General features: G+C 52.3%; 19 protein-coding genes, 1 tRNA gene and 1 pseudogene. 14 read left to right on the plus strand and 7 right to left on the minus strand.

Annotation, left to right across the window (positions count from 1 at the left end):
• The first annotated feature begins 1 nt into the window (after position 1).
• The 4 genes from fecB to fecE are packed head-to-tail and all read left to right on the plus strand — an operon-like array spanning position 2 to position 3,620.
• Complete coding sequence (fecB, locus tag C1P89_RS16170) at positions 2-904, plus strand: Fe(3+) dicitrate ABC transporter substrate-binding protein FecB (RefSeq protein WP_000879161.1); 903 nt, start codon at positions 2-4, stop codon at positions 902-904.
• Positions 901-1,899, plus strand: a complete 999-nt coding sequence (gene fecC / locus C1P89_RS16175; RefSeq protein WP_000125187.1) for an iron-dicitrate ABC transporter permease FecC — start codon at positions 901-903, stop codon at positions 1,897-1,899. The genes fecB and fecC overlap by 4 nt, the downstream gene beginning before the upstream one ends.
• The gene (fecD, locus tag C1P89_RS16180; RefSeq protein ID WP_000684861.1) at positions 1,896-2,852 is read left to right on the plus strand and encodes a Fe(3+) dicitrate ABC transporter permease subunit FecD; all 957 of its coding nucleotides are present in this window, start codon (positions 1,896-1,898) and stop codon (positions 2,850-2,852) included. The genes fecC and fecD overlap by 4 nt, the downstream gene beginning before the upstream one ends.
• Positions 2,853-3,620 (plus strand): Fe(3+) dicitrate ABC transporter ATP-binding protein FecE, encoded by a 768-nt coding sequence (gene fecE / locus C1P89_RS16185; RefSeq protein ID WP_000175450.1) that lies wholly within the window; start codon positions 2,853-2,855, stop codon positions 3,618-3,620.
• 514 nt (positions 3,621-4,134) lie between these two features.
• Here the strand turns inward: fecE and C1P89_RS16190 are convergent.
• Positions 4,135-5,303, minus strand: a protein-coding gene (locus tag C1P89_RS16190; RefSeq protein ID WP_087880099.1) for an IS3-like element IS911 family transposase whose coding sequence is annotated in 2 segments (ribosomal slippage) — positions 4,135-5,054 and positions 5,054-5,303 — 1,170 coding nt in all. Because the reading frame shifts where the segments join, the coding sequence is not laid out codon by codon here.
• A 277-nt stretch (positions 5,304-5,580) separates the two neighbouring features.
• On the opposite strand from C1P89_RS16190, the gene C1P89_RS16195 reads away from it, so the two are divergent.
• A protein-coding gene (locus C1P89_RS16195) for an IS3-like element IS600 family transposase (protein ID WP_087879933.1) occupies positions 5,581-6,737 on the plus strand; the annotation gives its coding sequence in 2 pieces (ribosomal slippage) (positions 5,581-5,830 and positions 5,830-6,737; 1,158 coding nt in all).
• Positions 6,738-6,757: 20 nt separating this feature from the next.
• On the opposite strand, the pseudogene C1P89_RS16200 reads toward C1P89_RS16195, so the two are convergent.
• Positions 6,758-7,285, minus strand: a pseudogene (locus C1P89_RS16200) (tyrosine-type recombinase/integrase); the annotation flags it as partial.
• 185 nt (positions 7,286-7,470) lie between these two features.
• Positions 7,471-7,555, minus strand: a tRNA-Leu gene (locus C1P89_RS16205).
• 195 nt (positions 7,556-7,750) lie between these two features.
• Between C1P89_RS16205 and ahr the strand changes: the two genes are divergently transcribed.
• The gene (gene ahr, locus C1P89_RS16210) at positions 7,751-8,770 is read left to right on the plus strand and encodes an NADPH-dependent aldehyde reductase Ahr (protein ID WP_005138461.1); all 1,020 of its coding nucleotides are present in this window, start codon (positions 7,751-7,753) and stop codon (positions 8,768-8,770) included.
• Positions 8,771-8,773: 3 nt separating this feature from the next.
• Here ahr and idnK read toward each other — a convergent pair whose 3' ends face one another.
• Positions 8,774-9,337: a gluconokinase gene (gene idnK, locus C1P89_RS16215; RefSeq protein ID WP_000896737.1), complete on the minus strand. Its 564-nt coding sequence runs from the start codon at positions 9,335-9,337 to the stop codon at positions 8,774-8,776.
• A 216-nt stretch (positions 9,338-9,553) separates the two neighbouring features.
• Here idnK and idnD point away from each other — a divergent pair, with 216 nt between their 5' ends.
• From idnD to C1P89_RS16240, 5 genes are all read left to right on the plus strand, one after another.
• Positions 9,554-10,585: an L-idonate 5-dehydrogenase gene (gene idnD / locus C1P89_RS16220; RefSeq protein ID WP_001197407.1), complete on the plus strand. Its 1,032-nt coding sequence runs from the start codon at positions 9,554-9,556 to the stop codon at positions 10,583-10,585.
• A gap of 23 nt (positions 10,586-10,608) precedes the next feature.
• Positions 10,609-11,373, plus strand: a complete 765-nt coding sequence (idnO, locus tag C1P89_RS16225; protein ID WP_000998703.1) for a gluconate 5-dehydrogenase — start codon at positions 10,609-10,611, stop codon at positions 11,371-11,373.
• Between the two features lie 76 nt (positions 11,374-11,449).
• On the plus strand, positions 11,450-12,769 hold the full coding sequence (gene idnT, locus C1P89_RS16230; RefSeq protein ID WP_001128336.1) for a gnt-II system L-idonate transporter: 1,320 nt from the start codon (positions 11,450-11,452) through the stop codon (positions 12,767-12,769).
• Positions 12,770-12,835: 66 nt separating this feature from the next.
• The gene (idnR, locus tag C1P89_RS16235) at positions 12,836-13,834 is read left to right on the plus strand and encodes a DNA-binding transcriptional regulator IdnR (protein WP_001304655.1); all 999 of its coding nucleotides are present in this window, start codon (positions 12,836-12,838) and stop codon (positions 13,832-13,834) included.
• 77 nt (positions 13,835-13,911) lie between these two features.
• Positions 13,912-15,549: a helicase HerA-like C-terminal domain-containing protein gene (locus tag C1P89_RS16240; protein ID WP_094112644.1), complete on the plus strand. Its 1,638-nt coding sequence runs from the start codon at positions 13,912-13,914 to the stop codon at positions 15,547-15,549.
• Here C1P89_RS16240 and lptG read toward each other — a convergent pair.
• From lptG to ytgA, 3 genes are all read right to left on the minus strand, one after another.
• A complete protein-coding gene (gene lptG, locus C1P89_RS16245; protein ID WP_005138419.1) occupies positions 15,532-16,614 on the minus strand; it encodes an LPS export ABC transporter permease LptG in 1,083 nt (360 codons plus the stop codon). The two genes, C1P89_RS16240 and lptG, sit on opposite strands and share 18 nt — an antisense overlap.
• A complete protein-coding gene (gene lptF, locus C1P89_RS16250; protein WP_000584117.1) occupies positions 16,614-17,714 on the minus strand; it encodes an LPS export ABC transporter permease LptF in 1,101 nt (366 codons plus the stop codon). The genes lptG and lptF overlap by 1 nt, the downstream gene beginning before the upstream one ends.
• Before the next feature lie 62 nt (positions 17,715-17,776).
• Entirely contained in the window at positions 17,777-17,827 is a 51-nt protein-coding gene (gene ytgA / locus C1P89_RS26050) for a protein YtgA (protein WP_211180521.1), read from the minus strand.
• 153 nt (positions 17,828-17,980) lie between these two features.
• On the opposite strand from ytgA, the gene pepA reads away from it, so the two are divergent.
• The 3 genes from pepA (at position 17,981) to valS (ending at position 22,924) form a co-directional block, all read left to right on the plus strand.
• Positions 17,981-19,492, plus strand: a complete 1,512-nt coding sequence (pepA, locus tag C1P89_RS16255) for a leucyl aminopeptidase (RefSeq protein ID WP_000397144.1) — start codon at positions 17,981-17,983, stop codon at positions 19,490-19,492.
• A 133-nt stretch (positions 19,493-19,625) separates the two neighbouring features.
• The gene (holC, locus tag C1P89_RS16260; RefSeq protein WP_000786399.1) at positions 19,626-20,069 is read left to right on the plus strand and encodes a DNA polymerase III subunit chi; all 444 of its coding nucleotides are present in this window, start codon (positions 19,626-19,628) and stop codon (positions 20,067-20,069) included.
• On the plus strand, positions 20,069-22,924 hold the full coding sequence (valS, locus tag C1P89_RS16265; RefSeq protein WP_000416407.1) for a valine--tRNA ligase: 2,856 nt from the start codon (positions 20,069-20,071) through the stop codon (positions 22,922-22,924). Before holC ends, valS begins: the two co-directional genes overlap by 1 nt.
• Positions 22,925-22,974 lie beyond the last annotated feature (50 nt).

Raw genomic sequence — 22,974 nt, forward strand, 5'->3', positions numbered from 1 at the left:
TATGTTGGCATTTATCCGTTTTCTTTTTGCAGGCCTGCTGCTGGTGATCAGCCACGCCTTTGCCGCCACGGTTCAGGACGAACACGGCACGTTTACACTCGAAAAAACGCCACAACGGATTGTGGTGCTGGAACTCTCGTTCGCCGATGCGCTGGCCGCCGTGGACGTCAGCCCGATCGGTATTGCCGACGATAACGATGCAAAACGCATCCTGCCCGAAGTGCGTGCGCACCTGAAACCGTGGCAGTCCGTCGGAACGCGCGCGCAGCCGAGCCTGGAAGCCATTGCCGCTCTGAAACCAGACCTGATCATTGCCGACAGCAGTCGCCATGCGGGGGTTTACATCGCCTTGCAGCAAATCGCGTCGGTACTGCTGCTTAAGTCCCGCAACGAAACCTACGCTGAAAATTTGCAATCTGCGGCTATCATCGGCGAAATGGTGGGTAAAAAGCGAGAGATGCAGGCACGTCTGGAACAACATAAAGAGAGGATGGCGCAGTGGGCCAGCCAGCTTCCCAAAGGGACACGCGTGGCCTTTGGCACATCACGCGAACAGCAATTCAACCTGCATACTCAGGAGACCTGGACCGGCAGCGTGCTGGCCTCTCTGGGGCTGAACGTTCCCGCTGCGATGGCGGGTGCGTCCATGCCGTCCATCGGCCTGGAGCAACTGCTGGCGGTCAATCCTGCCTGGCTGCTGGTTGCCCACTATCGCGAAGAGAGCATTGTTAAACGCTGGCAACAAGATCCGCTCTGGCAGATGTTAACCGCCGCGCAGAAGCAGCAGGTTGCTTCGGTCGACAGTAACACCTGGGCGCGGATGCGCGGTATTTTTGCTGCAGAGCGTATTGCCGCTGACACGGTAAAAATCTTCCACCATCAGCCGCTTACCGTTGTGAAATGACCGCGATAAAACACCCGGTGCTGCTGTGGGGGCTTCCCGTTGCAGCACTTATTATTATTTTCTGGCTGAGTCTGTTTTGCTACTCGGCCATTCCTGTTTCCGGAGCAGATGCAACCCGCGCCCTGCTGCCTGGACACACGCCAACGCTACCAGAAGCGCTGGTGCAAAACCTTCGTTTGCCACGAAGCCTGGTCGCCGTTCTGATCGGCGCAAGCCTGGCGCTCGCGGGCACGCTGCTGCAAACCCTGACCCACAACCCAATGGCCTCTCCTTCACTGCTCGGCATTAACAGCGGCGCGGCGCTGGCTATGGCGCTTACCAGCGCGCTGAGTCCGACGCCGATTGCAGGCTATTCTCTGTCGTTCATCGCGGCATGCGGGGGCGGCGTGAGCTGGCTGCTGGTCATGACCGCAGGAGGCGGATTTCGTCATACCCATGACAGAAACAAACTGATCCTCGCGGGTATCGCGCTGTCGGCCTTTTGTATGGGCCTTACCCGCATCACCCTGCTGCTGGCCGAAGATCATGCTTACGGCATCTTTTACTGGCTGGCTGGCGGAGTGTCCCACGCCCGCTGGCAGGATGTCTGGCAGCTCTTGCCGGTGGTGGTCACTGCAGTCCCTGTCGTGTTGCTGCTGGCGAATCAACTGAACCTGCTCAACCTCAGCGACAGCACCGCCCATACGCTGGGAGTGAACCTGACGAGGCTACGTTTGGTCATCAATATGTTAGTGCTGCTTCTGGTTGGTGCGTGCGTCAGCGTGGCAGGTCCGGTGGCGTTTATCGGTCTGCTGGTGCCACATCTGGCGCGCTTCTGGGCAGGCTTCGATCAGCGCAACGTACTGCCAGTGAGCATGCTGCTGGGGGCCACGCTGATGCTGCTGGCAGATGTACTCGCACGCGCGCTGGCCTTCCCCGGAGATCTGCCCGCAGGCGCAGTGCTGGCGCTGATTGGCAGCCCTTGCTTTGTCTGGCTTGTGAGGAGGCGAGGATGAAAATTGCGCTGGTTATTTTCATCACCCTTGCCCTGGCGGGCTGTGCGCTGTTATCACTCCATATGGGAGTGATCCCCGTGCCGTGGCGCGCGCTGCTGACCGACTGGCAGGCCGGACGCGAGCATTATTATGTATTGATGGAGTACCGACTGCCGCGCTTGCTGCTGGCACTGTTTGTCGGTGCAGCCCTCGCCGTGGCGGGCGTGCTGATACAGGGGATTGTGCGCAACCCTCTGGCATCACCGGATATTCTCGGCGTTAACCATGCCGCCAGCCTGGCCTCTGTGGGGGCTCTACTTCTTATGCCGTCACTGCCCGTGATGGTGCTGCCGCTGCTGGCCTTTGCGGGCGGCATGGCGGGGTTGATATTGCTGAAGATGCTGGCAAAGACCCACCAGCCGATGAAGCTGGCACTCACCGGCGTGGCGCTTTCTGCATGCTGGGCCAGCCTGACGGATTATCTGATGCTCTCGCGCCCGCAGGATGTGAACAACGCCCTGCTGTGGCTGACCGGCAGCTTATGGGGCCGTGACTGGAGCTTTGTGAAGATTGCCATCCCGCTGATGATTTTATTTCTGCCGCTGAGCCTGAGTTTTTGCCGCGATCTCGACCTCCTTGCACTCGGCGATGCGCGCGCCACCACGCTCGGTGTGTCGGTGCCCTATACCCGATTCTGGGCTTTGTTACTAGCTGTCGCCATGACATCTACCGGCGTGGCCGCCTGCGGCCCGATTAGCTTTATTGGTCTCGTGGTGCCGCATATGATGCGTAGCATCACCGGTGGACGTCACCGCAGACTGCTGCCTGTTTCGGCCCTGACAGGTGCGTTGCTGTTGGTGGTTGCCGATCTGCTGGCGAGAATTATTCATCCCCCACTGGAGCTCCCGGTTGGCGTGCTGACCGCCATTATCGGTGCGCCGTGGTTTGTCTGGTTGCTTGTGAGAATGCGATAAATGACTTTACGAACTGAAAATCTGACGGTCAATTACGGGACAGACAAGGTACTTAACGACGTTTCACTCTCACTGCCAACGGGGAAGATCACCGCCCTGATCGGTCCTAACGGTTGCGGGAAATCGACGCTGTTAAACTGTTTTTCGCGGCTTTTAATGCCGCAGTCTGGCACCGTATTTCTCGGCGATAATCCCATAAATATGCTCTCATCGCGCCAGTTGGCCCGCAGGCTTTCGCTGCTGCCTCAGCACCATTTAACGCCAGAGGGGATCACAGTCCAGGAGCTGGTTTCGTATGGTCGTAATCCCTGGCTGTCACTCTGGGGGCGTCTCTCCGCTGAAGACAATGCACGAGTTAATGTCGCCATGAACCAGACCCGGATCAATCATCTTGCCGTTCGTCGGTTAACCGAGCTTTCCGGCGGTCAGCGCCAGCGCGCATTTCTGGCAATGGTCCTGGCCCAGAATACGCCCGTTGTATTACTTGATGAGCCAACCACCTATCTTGATATCAATCACCAGGTGGACCTGATGCGGTTGATGGGCGAACTCCGGACTCAGGGGAAAACGGTGGTCGCTGTGCTGCACGACCTTAATCAGGCTAGCCGGTACTGCGATCAACTGGTGGTAATGGCAAACGGACATGTTATGGCGCAAGGCACACCAGAAGAGGTGATGACCCCAGGATTGCTGAGAACAGTATTCAGCGTGGAAGCGGAAATACACCCCGAGCCGGTATCTGGCAGGCCGATGTGCCTAATGAGGTAGATTGCACAGGCCGTAAGAACCAAACCACGACTGAATGAAACTGGACTGGCGCCAGCAAGCCTGTTCAGACTGGGGCTGAACTTTTCCGGACTCTGAAAGATTACCAATACTCATCGTCCATCCGCTTGCTTTAGGCTGACAGGTTCATAATCAACGCAAACCAGAGCTGTACAGGCTTGGGCGCGGCTTTCAAACCAGTCGTGATCACGGCAATCAATTTTGAACTCTGCTTAACGGACATTTCTGTATAACCCTTACGGCAACGAAAAACGCGAAGTTAAAATTTTAGAAACCCAAAAACGTGACATGACTAAGTTTAGATTTCAGGGGGGGAGATCAAAAAATTTCGCTCTGTGCCAGAGCGGACATTCACGGAGCTGGTTCATTACCAATGAGGTTGGGCTTTTGAGGATAAATCAATGATCAGACGCCAACGTAAATCAAAAGCAACCCTGGAACGGAATTGCTAATCCAGTTTCTGACCATCGATTTTTCTAAAAAGTGTGTGAAGTGGTCAACAAAAACTGGCCACCGAGTTAGAGTTTTTCCAGTATCGATTTTCCGATTCGTTTGGGGGTAACCCACCGTTATATTCGTGCGGTCTTAGTGCGCTGTAATATCCAACGATATAGTCCGTTATGGCGTGAGCTGCCTCGCTGAAGCTTACGTAACCCACCACCGGCATCCATTCGTTCTTCAGACTCCTGAAGAAGCGTTCCATTGGGCTGTTATCCCAGCAGTTTCCGCGCCGGCTCATACTCTGTCTGATCTGGTATCGCCACAATAACTGCCGGAACTGCCTGCTCGTATAATGACTGCCCTGATCGCTGTGGAACATCACCCCGCCGGGCTTACCACGGGTTTCCCATGCCATTTCCAGCGCTTTCATGGTGAGCCTGCTGTCCGGCGAGAACGACATGGCCCAGCCCACTGGTTTTCTTGCGAACAGGTCGAGAACAACGGCGAGGTACGCCCAGCGCTTACCCGTCCAGATATAGGTCACATCACCGCACCACACCTGATTTGGCTCGGTCACGGCGAACTGCCTTTCAAGGTAGTTAGGGATAGCAACATGTTCATGACCACCACGTTTATACCGGTGAGTCGGCTGCTGACAGCTGACCAGCCCCAGCTCTTTCATGAGCCTGCCAGCAAGCCAGCGTCCCATCTGGTAGCCTCTCCGGGTTGCCATTGTGGCGATGCTTCTTGCTCCGGCCGAACCGTGGCTGATGCCATGTAGCTCAAGTACCTGACTGCGTAATACAGCCCGTCTGCCGTCTGGTTTTTCAGGACGGTTTTTCCAGTATCTGTAGCTGCTGCGATGAACCCCGAACACATGGCAGAGTGTGACCACAGGATAATGCGCTCTGAGTTTCCCGATTATCGAGAACTGTTCAGGGAGTCTGACATCAAGAGCGCGGTAGCCTTTTTTAATATTTCATTCTCCATTTCAATGCGTTGTAGCTTTTTCCTCAGCTTACGTATTTCGATTTGTTCTGGTGTTATCGGAGAGGCTTTTGGTGTTTTGCCCTGACGCTCATCACGCAGTTGTTTGACCCATCTTGTCATTGTGGAAAGGCCAACATCCATAGCTTTGGCGGCATCTGCCACCGTGTATTTCTGGTCAACAACCAGTTGAGCGGATTCGCGTTTAAACTCTGCGCTAAAATTTCTTTTTTTCATTGGAGCACCTGTGTTGTTCTGAGGTGAGCATATCACCTCTGTTCAGGTGGCCAAATTCAGTGTGCCACTTCAGCTCCCGGTTTATTTATTGACGGCTATACATCGGCAGCAGCCAGTACCGTACCTTCCCTGAGCCGGACACTGATTTATGACTATGAGCAGAACCCTGACTCCGGCAACAACGTGGTGGCGCTGGCAGCAAAAGCAGGATACTGAGGTAGCCTGAGTTTAACGGACACTCCTTCCTGAAATAGAATGGCATCAGAAGGAGCTAATAATGAGCAGAAAAACCCAACGTTACTCTAAAGAGTTCAAAGCCGAAGCTGTCAGAACGGTTCCTGAAAATCAACTTTCGATCAGTGAAGGCGCTTCCCGATTATCTCTTCCTGAAGGCACTTTAGGACAATGGGTTACCGCCGCCAGAAAAGGGCTCGGTACTCCTGGTTCCCGCACGGTGGCTGAACTGGAATCTGAAATTCTGCAACTGCGTAAGGCGTTAAATGAAGCTCGCCTTGAGCGAGATATATTAAAAAAAGCAACAGCGTATTTTGCACAGGAGTCGCTGAAAAATACGCGTTAATCGAACAATGGCGACAACAATTTCCCATTGAAGCGATGTGTCAGGTATTTGGTGTATCCAGGAGCGGTTATTACAACTGGGTACAGCATGAACCCTCAGACAGAAAACAAAGTGATGAGCGGCTAAAACTGGAGATTAAGGTGGCACATATCCGCACTCGCGAAACATATGGAACCCGGCGGCTCCAGACGGAGCTGGCAGAGAATGGCATCATCGTTGGTCGTGACCGACTGGCACGTCTTCGTAAGGAGCTAAGGCTACGCTGTAAGCAGAAACGCAAGTTCAGAGCGACTACGAACTCGAACCACAATCTGCCAGTTGCGCCAAATCTGCTGAACCAGACGTTCGCTCCTACAGCACCAAATCAGGTCTGGGTGGCGGACCTGACGTATGTTGCCACACAGGAGGGATGGTTGTACCTCGCTGGCATCAAAGATGTTTATACGTGCGAAATTGTCGGCTACGCCATGGGAGAGCGCATGACAAAAGAGCTGACAGGTAAAGCCCTGTTTATGGCGCTCAGGAGCCAGCGCCCACCTGCCGGGCTAATCCACCACTCTGATCGAGGTTCACAGTACTGCGCATACGATTACCGGGTCATACAGGAGCAGTCTGGTCTGAAAACATCAATGTCGCGTAAAGGTAACTGTTACGACAACGCTCCGATGGAAAGCTTCTGGGGAACGCTGAAAAATGAGAGCCTGAGCCACTATCGTTTTAATAACCGGGATGAAGCCATCTCAGTAATACGGGAATACATTGAGATTTTCTACAATCGTCAGCGTCGTCACTCTCGTCTGGGGAATATCTCCCCGGCAGCCTTCAGGGAAAAATATCATCAGATGGCTGCTTAAAAAAAGAACAAATGGTAGTGTCCGCTATTGCCAGTACACCTCATAGTGCGCTGTTGAAGACGAGCAGCCACTTCAAGACGTCCAGACATTTCTACGGCCTTAATAGGTGCTAATAAATCTCGAGTTTTTAACTCAGCGATATTACGTTCACCAAGCGCTGCAAAAAGATTATCTTCCAGACTTTTTAGCACACGATGGGCATGATCTTCAGACCACTTTTTATTGGTGCCATGCCACTCAATCGCGACTTCTTTAAAGGTTCGTGCTTTACTCTGTTCAACCTTATCACTTTTCTTTTTGTCTCCCGGATCGACGCCATTCGCAAGCAGCTTACGTGGCTCGTCACGACGTATTCTGGCATCCGCGAGTGTGATTTCAGGATAAACCCCAAGTGCCAGCATCTTTTGCTTTCCCTCATAACGGTACTGCAAACGCCAGTACTTAGAACCATTTGGATGGACAAGCAGATGCATACCGCCACCATCAGTCAACTTATATTGCTTATCTGTTGGCTTAGCTGTTCTGACTTTGATGTCTGTTAATGCCATGCGTATTCCCTCCCTGTTGGTACAAGCATTATCGAACCGGAAATACCATCATCTGTACCAACATATGTTGGTAGAAGTACGTTGATATCGGTTGACCTTGAGAGAGTTAATATAGCGGGAAAGGTAGATAAATACTGAATTTCAGGCATAAAAAAGACCTCAGTTGAGGTCTATTGACATACTTTTGGTGCCGAAGGCCGGACTCGAACCGGCACGTATTTCTACGGTTGATTTTGAATCAACTGCGTCTACCGATTTCGCCACTTCGGCACTGAAGAGGTATGCGGAAAACGTTGTGGATTATACCTGTCGCACGCCACCATGCAAGCGCCAGCTTGCTCGCACCTCGCTAAGTGCTGAAATTTTCAGCATTGCATACAGCGATGTGTAACCTTTGTCACACTCCAGGCACCCCGCCCTGCCATGCTCTACACTTCCCAGACAACACCAGAGAAGGACCAAAAAATGTCGATGATAAAAAGCTATGCCGCAAAAGAAGCGGGCGGCGAACTGGAAGTTTATGAGTACGAGCCCGGTGAATTGAAGCCACAAGATGTTGAAGTGCAGGTGGATTACTGCGGGATCTGCCATTCCGATCTGTCGATGATCGACAACGAATGGGGATTTTCACAGTATCCGCTGGTTGCCGGGCATGAGGTGATTGGGCGCGTGGTGGCGCTCGGGAGCGCCGCGCAGGATAAAGGTTTGCAGGTCGGTCAGCGTGTCGGGATTGGCTGGACGGCGCGTAGCTGCGGGCATTGCGACGCCTGTATTAGCGGTAATCAGATCAACTGCGAGCAAGGTGCGGTGCCAACAATTATGAATCGCGGCGGTTTTGCCGAGAAGTTGCGTGCAGACTGGCAATGGGTGATCCCACTGCCGGAAAATATCGATATCGAGTCCGCCGGGCCGCTGCTGTGTGGTGGTATCACGGTCTTTAAACCACTGTTGATGCACCATATCACTGCTACCAGCCGCGTTGGGGTAATTGGTATTGGCGGGCTGGGGCATATCGCTATAAAACTTCTGCACGCAATGGGATGCGAGGTGACAGCCTTTAGTTCGAATCCTGCGAAAGAGCAGGAAGTACTGGCGATGGGTGCCGATAAAGTGGTGAATAGCCGCGATCCGCAGGCACTGAAAACACTTGCGGGGCAGTTCGATCTCATTATCAACACCGTCAACGTCAGCCTCGACTGGCAGCCTTATTTTGAGGCGCTGACGTATGGCGGTAATTTCCACACCGTCGGTGCGGTCCTCACGCCGCTGTCTGTTCCGGCCTTTACGTTAATTGCGGGCGACCGCAGCGTCTCTGGTTCAGCAACCGGCACACCTTATGAGCTTCGTAAGCTGATGCGCTTTGCGGCCCGCAGCAAGGTTGCGCCGACCACCGAACTGTTCCCGATGTCGAAAATAAACGACGCCATCCAGCATGTGCGCAACGGTAAGGCGCGTTACCGCGTGGTTCTGAAAGCCGATTTTTGAAAATCATTCGCAGCGCTGATCTGAGGCGCTACCCCCTTTCGCACATATTCTGTCTTGTCGTATCGCCAGCACGGCCTGCCGACATTGTTCGGTGACATTGGCAATATCATGGTTGATATCAATGCGTACAATATCCTGTTCATCTGCTTGTGGACGCTCCAGCGCCTCAAACTGACTTTTTAGTAACGCTACCGGCATAAAATGCCCAGCCCGCCGCTGCATTCGCGCGAGAATAGTTTCATAGTCGCCATCTAACCAGAGGAAATGAACATGGGGGCTACCCTTGCGTAAAATATCACGATACTGTTTTTTTAATGATGAACAGACAATAAATCCTGTTTCATTCTTTTTATAAAGACTGTATGAAGCATCATTTAAGCGTTCCAGCCAGGGAAGTCGATCTTCATCAGATAATGGAATACCCTGCGACATTTTATCTATATTTTTGGCTGGATGAAGATCGTCACCATCAATAAATTTAGCAGATAATAACGCGGCAACCTTGCTACCAATTAATGTTTTACCACTCCCTGAAACGCCCATCAAAATAAAGCTTTCACCCGCCATTTAAAATCTCCTGAATCATCTTACCTGCTGCGATACTACGCCTGGTGGCATAATAATTTCACGTTTTTTTATTTCTGCTGATAAGAATTACAAGGCACATCACGTTATGCGTAACATAGTAATGTAACAATTTTCTGACGTGATCTTCATCACAAATAATGACAATTAAAACCGCTTAAATGCTTCCGAGGTGTCTACCTGACCAGTGAGGAATTTATGCAAGTGAAAACACAGTCCTGCGTTGTTGCGGACAAGAAAACTGTTGCCGTTACCGAGCAGACGATAGATTGGAATAATAATGGAACATTAGTACAAATAACCCGAGGTGGAATTTGCGGTTCCGATTTACATTATTATCAGGAAGGAAAAGTAGGTAATTTCATGATAAAGGCACCGATGGTGTTAGGTCATGAAGTTATCGGTAAAGTTATTCATAGCGACTCATCAGAATTACATGAAGGGCAAACGGTAGCCATTAATCCGTCTAAACCGTGCGGTCACTGCAAATACTGCATTGAACATAACGAGAATCAGTGTACAGATATGCGTTTTTTTGGCAGTGCCATGTATTTCCCTCATGTTGATGGTGGTTTTACCCGTTATAAAATGGTCGAAACGTCGCAATGTGTCCCTTATCCGGCCAAAGCTGACGAAAAGGTTATGGCTTTTGCCGAACCTTTAGCCGTCGCGATTCATGCCGCACATCAGGCCGACGAGTTACAGGGCAAGCGAGTATTTGTTTCCGGTGTTGGGCCCATTGGCTGCCTGATTGTCAGTGCTGTGAAAACACTGGGGTCCGCGGAAATTGTCTGTGCCGATGTGAGTCCCCGTTCCCTTTCGCTGGCCAAAGAGATGGGTGCGGATGTGCTCGTAAACCCACAAAACGACGACATGGATCACTGGAAAGCGGAAAAAGGCCATTTCGATGTCAGCTTTGAAGTGTCCGGTCATCCTTCATCAGTGAATACCTGTCTGGAGGTCACTCGTGCACGCGGCGTAATGGTGCAGGTAGGGATGGGAGGCGCGATGGCAGAATTCCCAATGATGACGTTGATTGGTAAGGAGATTTCACTCAAAGGCTCTTTCCGTTTTACCAGCGAATTTAATACCGCAGTGTCATGGCTGGCGAATGGCGTTATCAATCCACTGCCTTTACTGAGTGCTGAATATCTCTTCACTGACCTGGAAGAGGCGCTACGTTTCGCCGGTGATAAAACCCAGGCAGCAAAAGTCCAGCTTGTTTTCTAAGAGATAAATAAAGGAATAATACAATGAACGATCTATTTTCACTGGCAGGAAAAAATATCTTGATTACCGGTTCAGCACAGGGCATTGGCTATTTACTGGCAACCGGCCTGGGTAAATATGGCGCACAAATAATTATTAATGATATTACTGCCGAACGCGCAGAACTTGCTGTAGAAAAACTCCACCAGGAGGGTATTCAGGCCGTTGCCGCACCTTTTAATGTTACTCATAAACATGAAATTGATGCCGCCGTTGAACATATCGAAAAGGACATCGGCCCCATTGATGTGCTGGTGAATAACGCCGGTATCCAGCGCCGTCATCCTTTTACTGAGTTCCCTGAACAAGAGTGGAATGATGTGATCGCAGTAAACCAGACCGCCGTGTTCCTGGTATCGCAAGCGGTAACTCGTCACATGGTTGAACGCAAGGCAGGTAAAGTTATTAATATTTGCTCGATGCAAAGCGAACTGGGACGTGACACCATCACCCCTTATGCCGCATCGAAAGGGGCGGTAAAAATGCTCACCCGCGGCATGTGCGTCGAGCTGGCGCGCCACAATATTCAGGTCAACGGTATTGCGCCGGGCTATTTCAAAACAGAAATGACTAAAGCACTGGTTGAGGACGAAGCCTTCACCGCCTGGTTGTGCAAACGGACCCCCGCCGCACGCTGGGGAGATCCGCAGGAACTGATTGGTGCTGCGGTGTTCCTTTCTTCAAAAGCCTCTGATTTCGTAAACGGCCACCTGTTGTTTGTTGATGGCGGCATGTTAGTGGCTGTTTAACAGCCACCACCCTACCCACCACCCTACGTGCAGCGCGAAAGCGCTGCTTTTCTGGCACTAATAAGAGATAAAGACTATGCCATTAATCATTATTGCGGCAGGCGTCGCGCTGCTTCTTATCCTGATGATCGGCTTTAAAGTTAACGGCTTTATTGCCCTCGTTCTGGTAGCTGCCGTCGTCGGATTTGCCGAAGGGATGGATGCACAGGCCGTCCTGCACTCTATACAAAATGGTATCGGCAGCACGCTCGGCGGGCTGGCAATGATCCTCGGTTTCGGGGCCATGTTAGGCAAGCTGATTTCTGATACGGGCGCGGCACAACGTATCGCCACTACGCTGATTGCTACTTTTGGTAAAAAACGCGTGCAATGGGCGCTAGTGATCACCGGTCTGGTTGTGGGCCTCGCCATGTTTTTTGAAGTGGGTTTTGTCCTGCTGTTGCCGTTGGTATTTACCATCGTGGCATCATCTGGATTACCCCTGTTGTATGTTGGCGTACCGATGGTAGCAGCGCTCTCTGTAACCCACTGTTTTCTGCCGCCACATCCAGGGCCTACTGCCATCGCGACTATCTTTGAGGCTAATCTCGGAACGACTTTACTGTATGGATTTATCATTACCATTCCGACAGTTATTGTCGCAGGACCGCTGTTTTCTAAACTGCTAACTCGCTTTGAGAAAGCACCACCGGAAGGCTTATTTAATCCTCATCTGTTTAGCGAAGAGGAGATGCCCTCCTTCTGGAACAGTATTTTTGCTGCAGTGATCCCGGTCATCCTGATGGCTATCGCCGCCGTTTGTGAAATTACGTTACCGAAAACTAACACCGTGCGCCTCTTCTTTGAATTTGTCGGTAACCCTGCCGTTGCGCTGTTTATTGCCATTGTTATTGCGATTTTCACACTGGGCCGACGTAATGGACGCACCATCGAGCAAATCATGGATATCATTGGGGATTCTATAGGCGCTATCGCGATGATTGTGTTTATTATCGCTGGCGGCGGCGCGTTTAAGCAGGTATTAGTAGATAGTGGTGTCGGGCAGTATATTTCACACTTAATGACCGGAACTACGCTTTCGCCGTTATTGATGTGCTGGACTGTCGCGGCGCTGTTGCGTATCGCTCTGGGCTCTGCCACCGTCGCGGCCATTACCACCGCGGGTGTGGTGTTGCCGATTATCAACGTTACCCATGCCGATCCCGCTTTAATGGTACTGGCAACTGGTGCGGGCAGCGTGATCGCGTCACACGTAAACGACCCTGGCTTCTGGCTATTTAAAGGGTATTTTAATCTGACGGTTGGTGAAACGTTGCGTACCTGGACAGTGATGGAAACCCTTATTTCTATTATGGGTTTGCTGGGCGTGTTAGCCATTAACGCCGTATTGCACTGAAAGAATAAAATATTGTGATGTAGTTTCGGGGGAAGATTGAAGATTCCCCCGACGTTGGGAGAAGTTATGCGCAATCACAGAATTTCTTTACAGGATATCGCTACGCTGGCTGGCGTAACAAAAATGACCGTGAGTCGTTATATCCGCTCGCCGAAAAAGGTGGCAAAGGAAACAGGCGAGCGCATCGCCAAAATTATGGAAGAGATCAATTATATCCCTAATCGCGCTCCCGGCATGTTGTTGAATGCACAAAGTTATACCCTCGGTATCTTGATTCCGTCATTTCAAAATCAACTCTTCGCTGACATTCTCGCGGGAATAGAATCCGTCACCTCTGTGCATAATTATCAGACCCTTATTGCTAATTACAATTACGATCGCGATTCCGAAGAAGAGTCGGTGATTAACCTGCTCTCTTATAACATTGACGGGATTATTCTTTCGGAAAAATATCACACCATCAGGACGGTGAAATTTCTGCGTTCAGCCACCATTCCGGTCGTGGAATTGATGGATGTACAGGGAGAACGGCTGGATATGGAGGTCGGTTTTGATAATCGGCAGGCTGCTTTTGACATGGTGTGTACCATGCTGGATAAGCGAGTCAGGCGCAAAATTCTGTATCTCGGTTCCAAAGATGACACCCGCGATGAACAGCGTTATCAGGGGTATTGCGATGCGATGATGCTGCATAATCTTTCCCCATTACGCATGAATCCACGCGCCATCTCATCCATTCATTTAGGAATGCAGTTAATGCGTGATGCCCTTAGCGCAAACCCGGATTTAGACGGTGTATTTTGCACCAATGACGATATTGCGATGGGTGCGCTTCTGCTGTGCCGCGAGCGAAACCTCGCCGTGCCAGAACAAATTTCCATTGCGGGTTTTCATGGGCTGGAGATTGGCAGGCAAATGATCCCAAGCCTCGCCAGCGTAATTACTCCCCGTTTTGATATTGGTCGGATGGCCGCCCAAATGTTGCTGAGCAAGATTAAGAATAACGATCACAACCACAACACTGTTGACCTCGGGTATCAGATTTATCACGGTAACACGCTTTAGGTTATTTTCTCTTCATTACACATATTCTCTTTGCCGGACGTTGCCTATACTCCAGGCAGGAAACTGGAGGAAATCTCATGAGCGAACCCCTGTTAATTGCCCGCACGCCGGACACAGAACTGTTTTTACTGCCGGGAATGGCTAACCGTCACGGGCTGATTACTGGCGCAACGGGGACGGGTAAAACTGTCACGTTGCAAAAACTGGCAGAGTCATTGTCGGAAATCGGTGTTCCGGTGTTTATGGCCGATGTGAAAGGCGATCTGACCGGCATCGCGCAGGCAGGAACGGCGTCGGAAAAACTGCTCGCAAGACTGAAAAATATCGGCGTCAACGACTGGCAACCGCATGCCAATCCGGTGGTGGTGTGGGATATCTTTGGCGAGAAAGGCCATCCGGTGCGGGCGACGGTTTCGGATCTGGGGCCGCTGTTGCTGGCACGACTGTTGAATCTCAACGATGTGCAATCTGGCGTGCTGAATATTATCTTCCGCATTGCGGACGATCAGGGATTGTTGCTGCTCGACTTTAAAGATTTGCGGGCGATTACCCAGTACATCGGCGATAACGCCAAATCCTTCCAGAATCAGTACGGAAATATCAGTAGCGCATCGGTTGGTGCCATCCAGCGCGGATTACTGTCGCTGGAACAGCAAGGCGCAGAACACTTCTTTGGTGAGCCGATGCTGGATATCAAAGACTGGATGCGCACCGATGCCAACGGTAAAGGCGTTATCAATATCCTCAGCGCCGAGAAACTTTATCAGATGCCGAAACTGTACGCCGCCAGCCTGCTGTGGATGCTTTCAGAGTTATATGAACAATTGCCTGAAGCGGGCGATCTGGAGAAACCAAAACTGGTGTTTTTCTTCGACGAAGCACATCTGCTGTTTAACGATGCGCCACAGGTACTGCTGGATAAGATTGAGCAGGTGATAAGGCTTATTCGCTCAAAAGGCGTGGGCGTCTGGTTCGTTTCGCAAAACCCGTCAGATATCCCGGATAACGTGCTAGGGCAGCTCGGTAATCGCGTTCAACACGCTTTGCGTGCTTTTACGCCTAAAGATCAGAAAGCAGTGAAGGCAGCGGCGCAAACCATGCGGGCCAATCCGGCGTTTGATACCGAAAAGGCAATCCAGGAACTGGGGACCGGCGAGGCGTTAATCTCGTTTCTCGATGCGAAAGGAAGTCCTTCAGTGGTGGAACGGGCGATGGTGATCGCACCTTGTTCGCGAATGGGGCCGGTGACGGAAGATGAGCGTAATGGCCTGATTAATCACTCCCCGGTGTATGGCAAATATGAAGATGAGGTGGACCGCGAGTCCGCCTATGAGATGCTGCAAAAAGGCTTTCAGGCCAGTACCGAGCAGCAAAATAATCCCCCCGTGAAAGGGAAAGAGGTGGCGGTGGATGACGGTATTCTTGGTGGATTGAAGGATATTTTGTTTGGCACTACCGGACCACGCGGCGGGAAGAAAGATGGTGTGGTGCAAACAATGGCGAAAAGCGCCGCTCGCCAGGTGACGAATCAGATTGTACGCGGGATGTTGGGGAGTTTGCTGGGGGGAGAAAAAGGTAAGTCAGACGTGATCTGTGCCCCTCACCCTAACCCTCTCCCCAAAGGGGCGAGGGGACCGTTCGAACTCGTATTTGACTTTGTCAACAATAATAAAGGGAGCTTTCGCTCCCTTGTTAGATTACGATTTTCTCATTAACAGCCACAGGCTGATTAAGAAGAAGCTGGCGCTTGGCAACAGTGCGCCGATGATCGGCGGGATGCCATAAACCAACGTCAGCGGGCCGAAGATCTGGTCCAGTACGTAGAAGACAAAACCGAAGCTGATACCGGTGACCACACGCACGCCCATCGGTACGCTACGCAGTGGGCCAAAGATGAACGACAGCGCCATCAACATCATCACCGCCACGGATAGCGGCTGGAAGATTTTGCTCCACATGTTGAGCTGATAACGTCCGGCATCCTGACCGCTCGACTTCAGATACTTCACATAGTTGTGCAAACCACTGATGGAGAGTGCATCCGGGTCCAGCGCCACCACGCCCAGTTTGTCTGGCGTGAGGTTGGTTTTCCAGGTGCCGCTCACCGTCTGCGAACCGGTGATCTGTTTCGGATTGGTCAGATCAGATTCATCAACCTGCGACAGACGCCAGACTTTATGTTCCGGGTCAAACTTCGCGGTAGCGGCATAACGTACGGATTGCAGACGACGATTCTCGTTAAAGGCATAAATACTGATGCCACCTAACTCTTCGTCACCTTTAACCCGCTCAATGTAGACGAAGTTGTTGCCATCTTTCGCCCATAAGCCTTGCTGAGTGGAGAGCAACGAGCCGCCGTACATCGCCTGCGCACGGTAGTTACGCGCCATCTGCTCGCCCTGCGACGCGACCCATTCACCAATCGCCATCGTCAGCAAGACCAGCGGAATGGCGGTTTTCATCACCGACAGCGCCACCTGCATACGGGTAAAACCAGAAGCCTGCATCACCACCAGTTCGCTGCGCTGCGCCAGCATCCCAAGACCAAGCAACGCCCCAAGCAGAGCCGCCATCGGGAAGAAGATTTGCACATCTTTCGGCACGCTCAGCAAGGTATACATTCCTGCGCCTAACGCGTCGTAACTCCCCTGCCCGGCTTTTTTCAGCTGATCGACAAACTTGATAATGCCCGACAGCGACACCAGCATGAACAGCGTCATCATGATGGTGGTGAAAATAGTTTTACCGATATAGCGGTCAAGTACGCCAAAAGGTTGCATCACACCGCTCCTTTACGCGAAAAACTGGCGCGCAGGCGGCGGACCGGCACGGTGTCCCAAAGGTTGAGAACAATCGCCAAAGCCAGATAAATCAGGTTAACGGTCCACATCCACAGCGTCGGGTCCAGCTTACCTTTACCGCCGTTCGATTTCAGGGAGGTCTGGATCAGGAAGAAAAGTAGATACAGCAGCATGGCTGGCAGCATCGACAGTACGCGTCCCTGACGCGGGTTAACCACGCTCAACGGTACAACCATAAGTGCCATCATAAACACGGTGAATACCAACGTGATACGCCAGTTCAGTTCTGCGCGGGCACGATCGGTGTCAGTGTTCCACAATGTGCGCATGTCCATCTGGTCGGTATCGTTCGGGTCGAGCACCACCGCCTGGTGACCAATGATCGCCTGATAATCCTGAAAGTCCGTAATGCGGAAATCGCGTAACAGTGCAGTGCCTTCGAAGCGCGTTCCCTGGTTGAGAGTGACGACCTGGGAGCCGTCGCGCAGCTGGGTTAAATGTCCGGAATCGGCCACCACCACAGAAGGACGTGCATTACCTTTTGGTCGAATTTGTGCGAGGAACACATCTTTGAAATCGCTGCCGTCAACGCTTTCGATGAACAGCACCGAGCTGCCATTAGTCGCTTGCTGGAATTGCCCTTGCGCCAGCGCCGCCATGCCAGGGTTCGCTTTCGCTTCTGCTAACACTTCATCCTGATGACGCGATGACCATGGTCCCGCCCACATCACGTTAACCGCCGCGACGATTGCCGTGAACACCGCAAGGATCATTGCCGCTTTCACCAGCACCGCTTTGCTCAGACCGCAGGCATGCATTACCGTAATTTCACTTTCGGTATACAGTTTGCCCAGCGTCATCAGCAGCCCGAGGAACAGGCTTAATGGCAGGATAAGCTGCGCCATTTCCGGCACGCCCAACCCGAGAAGGGAGAGCACCAGATTCGCCGGAATATCGCCGTCAACCGCTGCGCCGAGGATCCTCACTAACTTTTGACAGAAGAAGATCAAAAGCAAGATGAAGAGTATCGCCAGCTGGCTTTTGAGCGTCTCCCGCACCAGATATCTTATGATTATCACTTTAAATACGCCCGTAAAAACTCGTCTTTTGCAGGATTTTAGCTTGTTTCATGGCTTAAACGTCATTTATTCTCTTGAGTCGTCGAAATCGTCGCTAAGATAATTATACTCAACGGATTCACCTCTCAGATTTTGTTCTGACGTGCCAATGCCGTAATAACGTTAAGATTAACACGAAGTCATCGCAACAGCGGACATGAGTTACGAAAGCTTGCAATTCTATCTGTAGCCACCGCCGTTGTCTTTAAGATTCAGGAGCGTAGTGCATGGAGTTTAGTGTAAAAAGCGGTAGCCCGGAGAAACAGCGGAGTGCCTGCATCGTCGTGGGCGTCTTCGAACCACGTCGCCTTTCTCCGATTGCAGAACAGCTCGATAAAATCAGCGATGGGTACATCAGCGCCCTGCTACGTCGGGGCGAACTGGAAGGAAAACCGGGGCAGACACTGTTGCTGCACCATGTTCCGAATGTACTTTCCGAGCGAATTCTCCTTATTGGTTGCGGCAAAGAACGTGAGCTGGATGAACGTCAGTACAAGCAGGTTATTCAGAAAACCATTAATACGCTGAATGATACTGGCTCAATGGAAGCGGTCTGCTTTCTGACTGAACTGCACGTTAAAGGCCGTAACAACTACTGGAAAGTGCGTCAGGCTGTCGAGACTGCAAAAGAGACGCTCTACAGTTTCGATCAGCTGAAAACGAACAAGAGCGAACCGCGTCGTCCGCTGCGTAAAATGGTGTTCAACGTGCCGACCCGCCGTGAACTGACCAGCGGTGAGCGCGCGATCCAGCACGGTCTGGCGATTGCCGCCGGGATTAAAGCAGCAAAAGATCTCGGCAATATGCCGCCGAATATCTGTAACGCCGCTTACCTCGCTTCACAAGCGCGCCAGCTGGCTGACAGCTACAGCAAGAATGTTATCACCCGCGTTATCGGCGAACAGCAGATGAAAGAGCTGGGGATGCACTCTTATCTGGCGGTCGGTCAGGGTTCGCAAAACGAATCGCTGATGTCGGTGATTGAGTACAAAGGCAACGCGTCGGAAGATGCACGCCCAATCGTGCTGGTGGGTAAAGGTTTAACCTTCGACTCCGGCGGTATCTCCATCAAGCCTTCAGAAGGCATGGATGAGATGAAGTACGATATGTGCGGTGCGGCAGCGGTTTACGGCGTGATGCGGATGGTCGCAGAGCTACAACTGCCTATTAACGTTATTGGCGTGCTGGCAGGCTGTGAAAACATGCCTGGCGGGCGTGCCTATCGTCCGGGCGATGTGTTAACCACCATGTCCGGTCAAACCGTTGAAGTGCTGAACACCGATGCCGAAGGCCGCCTGGTACTGTGCGACGTGTTAACTTACGTTGAACGTTTTGAGCCGGAAGCGGTGATTGATGTGGCGACGCTGACCGGTGCCTGCGTGATCGCGCTGGGTCATCATATTACTGGTCTGATGGCGAACCATAATCCGCTGGCCCATGAACTGATTGCCGCGTCTGAACAATCCGGTGACCGCGCATGGCGCTTACCGCTGGGTGACGAGTATCAGGAACAACTGGAGTCCAATTTTGCCGATATGGCGAACATTGGCGGTCGTCCTGGTGGGGCGATTACCGCAGGTTGCTTCCTGTCACGCTTTACCCGTAAGTACAACTGGGCGCACCTGGATATTGCAGGAACCGCCTGGCGTTCTGGTAAAGCAAAAGGCGCAACCGGTCGTCCGGTAGCGTTGCTGGCACAGTTCCTGTTAAACCGCGCTGGGTTTAACGGCGAAGAGTAAGTTTGCGTTTTACCCTCACCCTAACCCTCTCCCTAAGGGAGAGGGAACCGATCGAGCGCAATAGAAATTCATTGCTCATCTTTCAGGGTGAGGAATGCAGCAATATTTAAATCCACCACAAGAAGCCCCATATATGAAAAACGCAACGTTCTACCTTCTGGACAATGACACCACCGTCGATGGCTTAAGCGCCGTTGAGCAACTGGTGTGTGAAATTGCCGCAGAACGTTGGCGCAGCGGTAAGCGCGTGCTCATCGCCTGTGAAGATGAAAAGCAGGCTTACCGGCTGGATGAAGCCCTGTGGGCGCGTCCGGCAGAAAGCTTTGTCCCGCATAATTTAGCGGGAGAAGGACCGCGCGGCGGTGCGCCGGTGGAGATCGCCTGGCCGCAAAAACGCAGCAGCAGCCCGCGCGATATATTGATTAGTCTGCGAACAAGCTTTGCAGATTTTGCCACTGCTTTCACAGAAGTGGTAGACTTCGTTCCTTATGAAGATTCTCTGAAACAACTGGCGCGCGAACGCTATAAAGCCTACCGCGTGGCTGGTTTCAACCTGAATACGGCAACCTGGAAATAATGGAAAAGACATATAACCCACAAGATATCGAACAGCCGCTTTACGAGCACTGGGAAAAGCAGGGCTACTTTAAGCCTAATGGCGATGAAAGCCAGGAAAGTTTCTGCATCATGATCCCGCCGCCGAACGTCACCGGCAGTTTGCATATGGGTCACGCCTTCCAGCAAACCATCATGGATACCATGATCCGCTATCAGCGCATGCAGGGCAAAAACACCCTATGGCAGGTCGGTACTGACCACGCCGGGATCGCTACCCAGATGGTCGTTGAGCGCAAGATTGCCGCAGAAGAAGGTAAAACCCGTCACGACTACGGCCGCGAAGCTTTCATCGACAAAATCTGGGAATGGAAAGCGGAGTCCGGCGGCACCATTACCCGTCAGATGCGCCGTCTCGGCAACTCTGTCGACTGGGAGCGTGAACGCTTCACGATGGACGAAGGCCTGTCCAATGCGGTGAAAGAAGTTTTCGTTCGTCTGTATAAAGAAGACCTGATTTACCGTGGCAAACGCCTGGTAAACTGGGATCCGAAACTGCGCACCGCTATCTCTGACCTGGAAGTGGAAAACCGCGAATCGAAAGGTTCGATGTGGCACATCCGCTATCCGCTGGCTGACGGCGCGAAAACCGCAGACGGTAAAGATTATCTGGTGGTTGCGACTACCCGTCCGGAAACCCTGTTGGGCGATACCGGCGTGGCCGTTAACCCGGAAGATCCGCGTTACAAAGACCTGATTGGCAAATATGTCATTCTACCGCTGGTTAACCGTCGTATTCCGATCGTTGGCGACGAACACGCCGACATGGAAAAAGGCACCGGCTGCGTGAAAATCACTCCGGCGCACGACTTTAACGACTATGAAGTGGGTAAACGTCACGCGCTGCCGATGATCAACATCCTGACCTTTGACGGCGATATCCGTGAAAGCGCCCAGGTGTTCGATACCAAAGGTAACGAATCTGACGTTTATTCCAGCGAAATCCCGGCAGAGTTCCAGAAACTCGAGCGTTTTGCTGCACGTAAAGCAGTCGTTGCTGCGGTTGACGCACTCGGCCTGCTGGAAGAAATTAAACCGCACGACCTGACCGTTCCTTACGGCGACCGTGGCGGCGTAGTTATCGAACCAATGCTGACCGACCAGTGGTACGTGCGTGCCGATGTACTGGCGAAACCGGCGGTTGAAGCGGTTGAGAACGGCGACATTCAGTTCGTACCGAAGCAGTACGAAAACATGTACTTCTCCTGGATGCGCGATATTCAGGACTGGTGTATCTCTCGTCAGCTGTGGTGGGGTCACCGTATCCCTGCATGGTACGACGAAGCAGGTAACGTTTATGTTGGCCGCAACGAAGAAGAAGTGCGCAAGGAAAATAACCTCGGTGCCGACGTTGCCCTGCGTCAGGACGAAGACGTTCTCGACACCTGGTTCTCTTCTGCGCTGTGGACCTTCTCTACCCTAGGCTGGCCGGAAAACACTGACGCACTGCGCCAGTTCCACCCAACCAGCGTGATGGTATCCGGCTTCGACATCATTTTCTTCTGGATTGCCCGCATGATCATGATGACCATGCACTTCATCAAAGATGAAAATGGCAAACCGCAGGTGCCGTTCCACACCGTTTACATGACCGGCCTGATTCGTGACGACGAAGGCCAGAAGATGTCCAAATCCAAGGGTAACGTTATTGACCCGCTGGATATGGTTGACGGTATTTCGCTGCCGGAACTGCTGGAGAAACGTACCGGCAATATGATGCAGCCGCAGCTGGCGGACAAAATCCGTAAGCGCACCGAGAAGCAGTTCCCGAACGGTATTGAGCCGCACGGCACCGATGCCCTGCGCTTCACCCTGGCGGCGCTGGCGTCTACCGGTCGTGACATCAACTGGGATATGAAGCGCCTGGAAGGTTACCGTAACTTCTGTAACAAGCTGTGGAACGCCAGCCGCTTTGTGCTGATGAACACGGAAGGTCAGGATTGCGGCTTCAACGGTGGTGAAATGACGCTGTCGCTGGCGGACCGCTGGATTCTGGCAGAGTTCAACCAGACCATCAAAGCGTACCGCGAAGCGCTGGACAGCTTCCGCTTCGATATCGCTGCAGGCATTCTGTATGAGTTCACCTGGAACCAGTTCTGTGACTGGTATCTGGAGCTGACTAAGCCGGTAATGAACGGTGGCACCGAAGCCGAACTGCGCGGTACTCGCCATACGCTGGTGACCGTACTGGAAGGTCTGCTGCGCCTCGCGCATCCGATCATTCCGTTCATCACCGAAACCATCTGGCAGCGTGTGAAAGTACTTTGCGGTATCACTGCCGACACCATCATGCTGCAGCCGTTCCCGCAGTACGATGCATCTCAGGTTGATGAAGCCGCACTGGCCGACACCGAATGGCTGAAACAGGCGATCGTTGCGGTACGTAACATCCGTGCAGAAATGAATATCGCGCCGGGCAAACCGCTGGAGCTGCTGCTGCGTGGTTGCAGCGCGGATGCAGAACGTCGCGTAAATGAAAACCGTGGCTTCCTGCAAACCCTGGCGCGTCTGGAAAGCATCACCGTGCTGCCTGCCGATGACAAAGGTCCGGTTTCCGTTACGAAGATCATCGACGGCGCAGAGCTGCTGATCCCGATGGCTGGCCTCATCAACAAAGAAGATGAGCTGGCGCGTCTGGCGAAAGAAGTGGCGAAGATCGAAGGCGAAATCAGCCGTATCGAGAACAAGCTGGCGAATGAAGGCTTTGTCGCCCGCGCACCGGAAGCGGTCATCGCGAAAGAGCGTGAGAAGCTGGAAGGCTATGCGGAAGCGAAAGCGAAACTGATTGAACAGCAGGCTGTTATCGCCGCGCTGTAATCAAAACACAGTGATGAAAACGAAGGCCGGAGCATGCTCCGGCCTTTTTT

Source organism: Shigella sonnei (assembly GCF_002950395.1).
In the GTDB taxonomy this organism is placed as follows: Bacteria; Pseudomonadota; Gammaproteobacteria; order Enterobacterales; family Enterobacteriaceae; genus ECMA0423.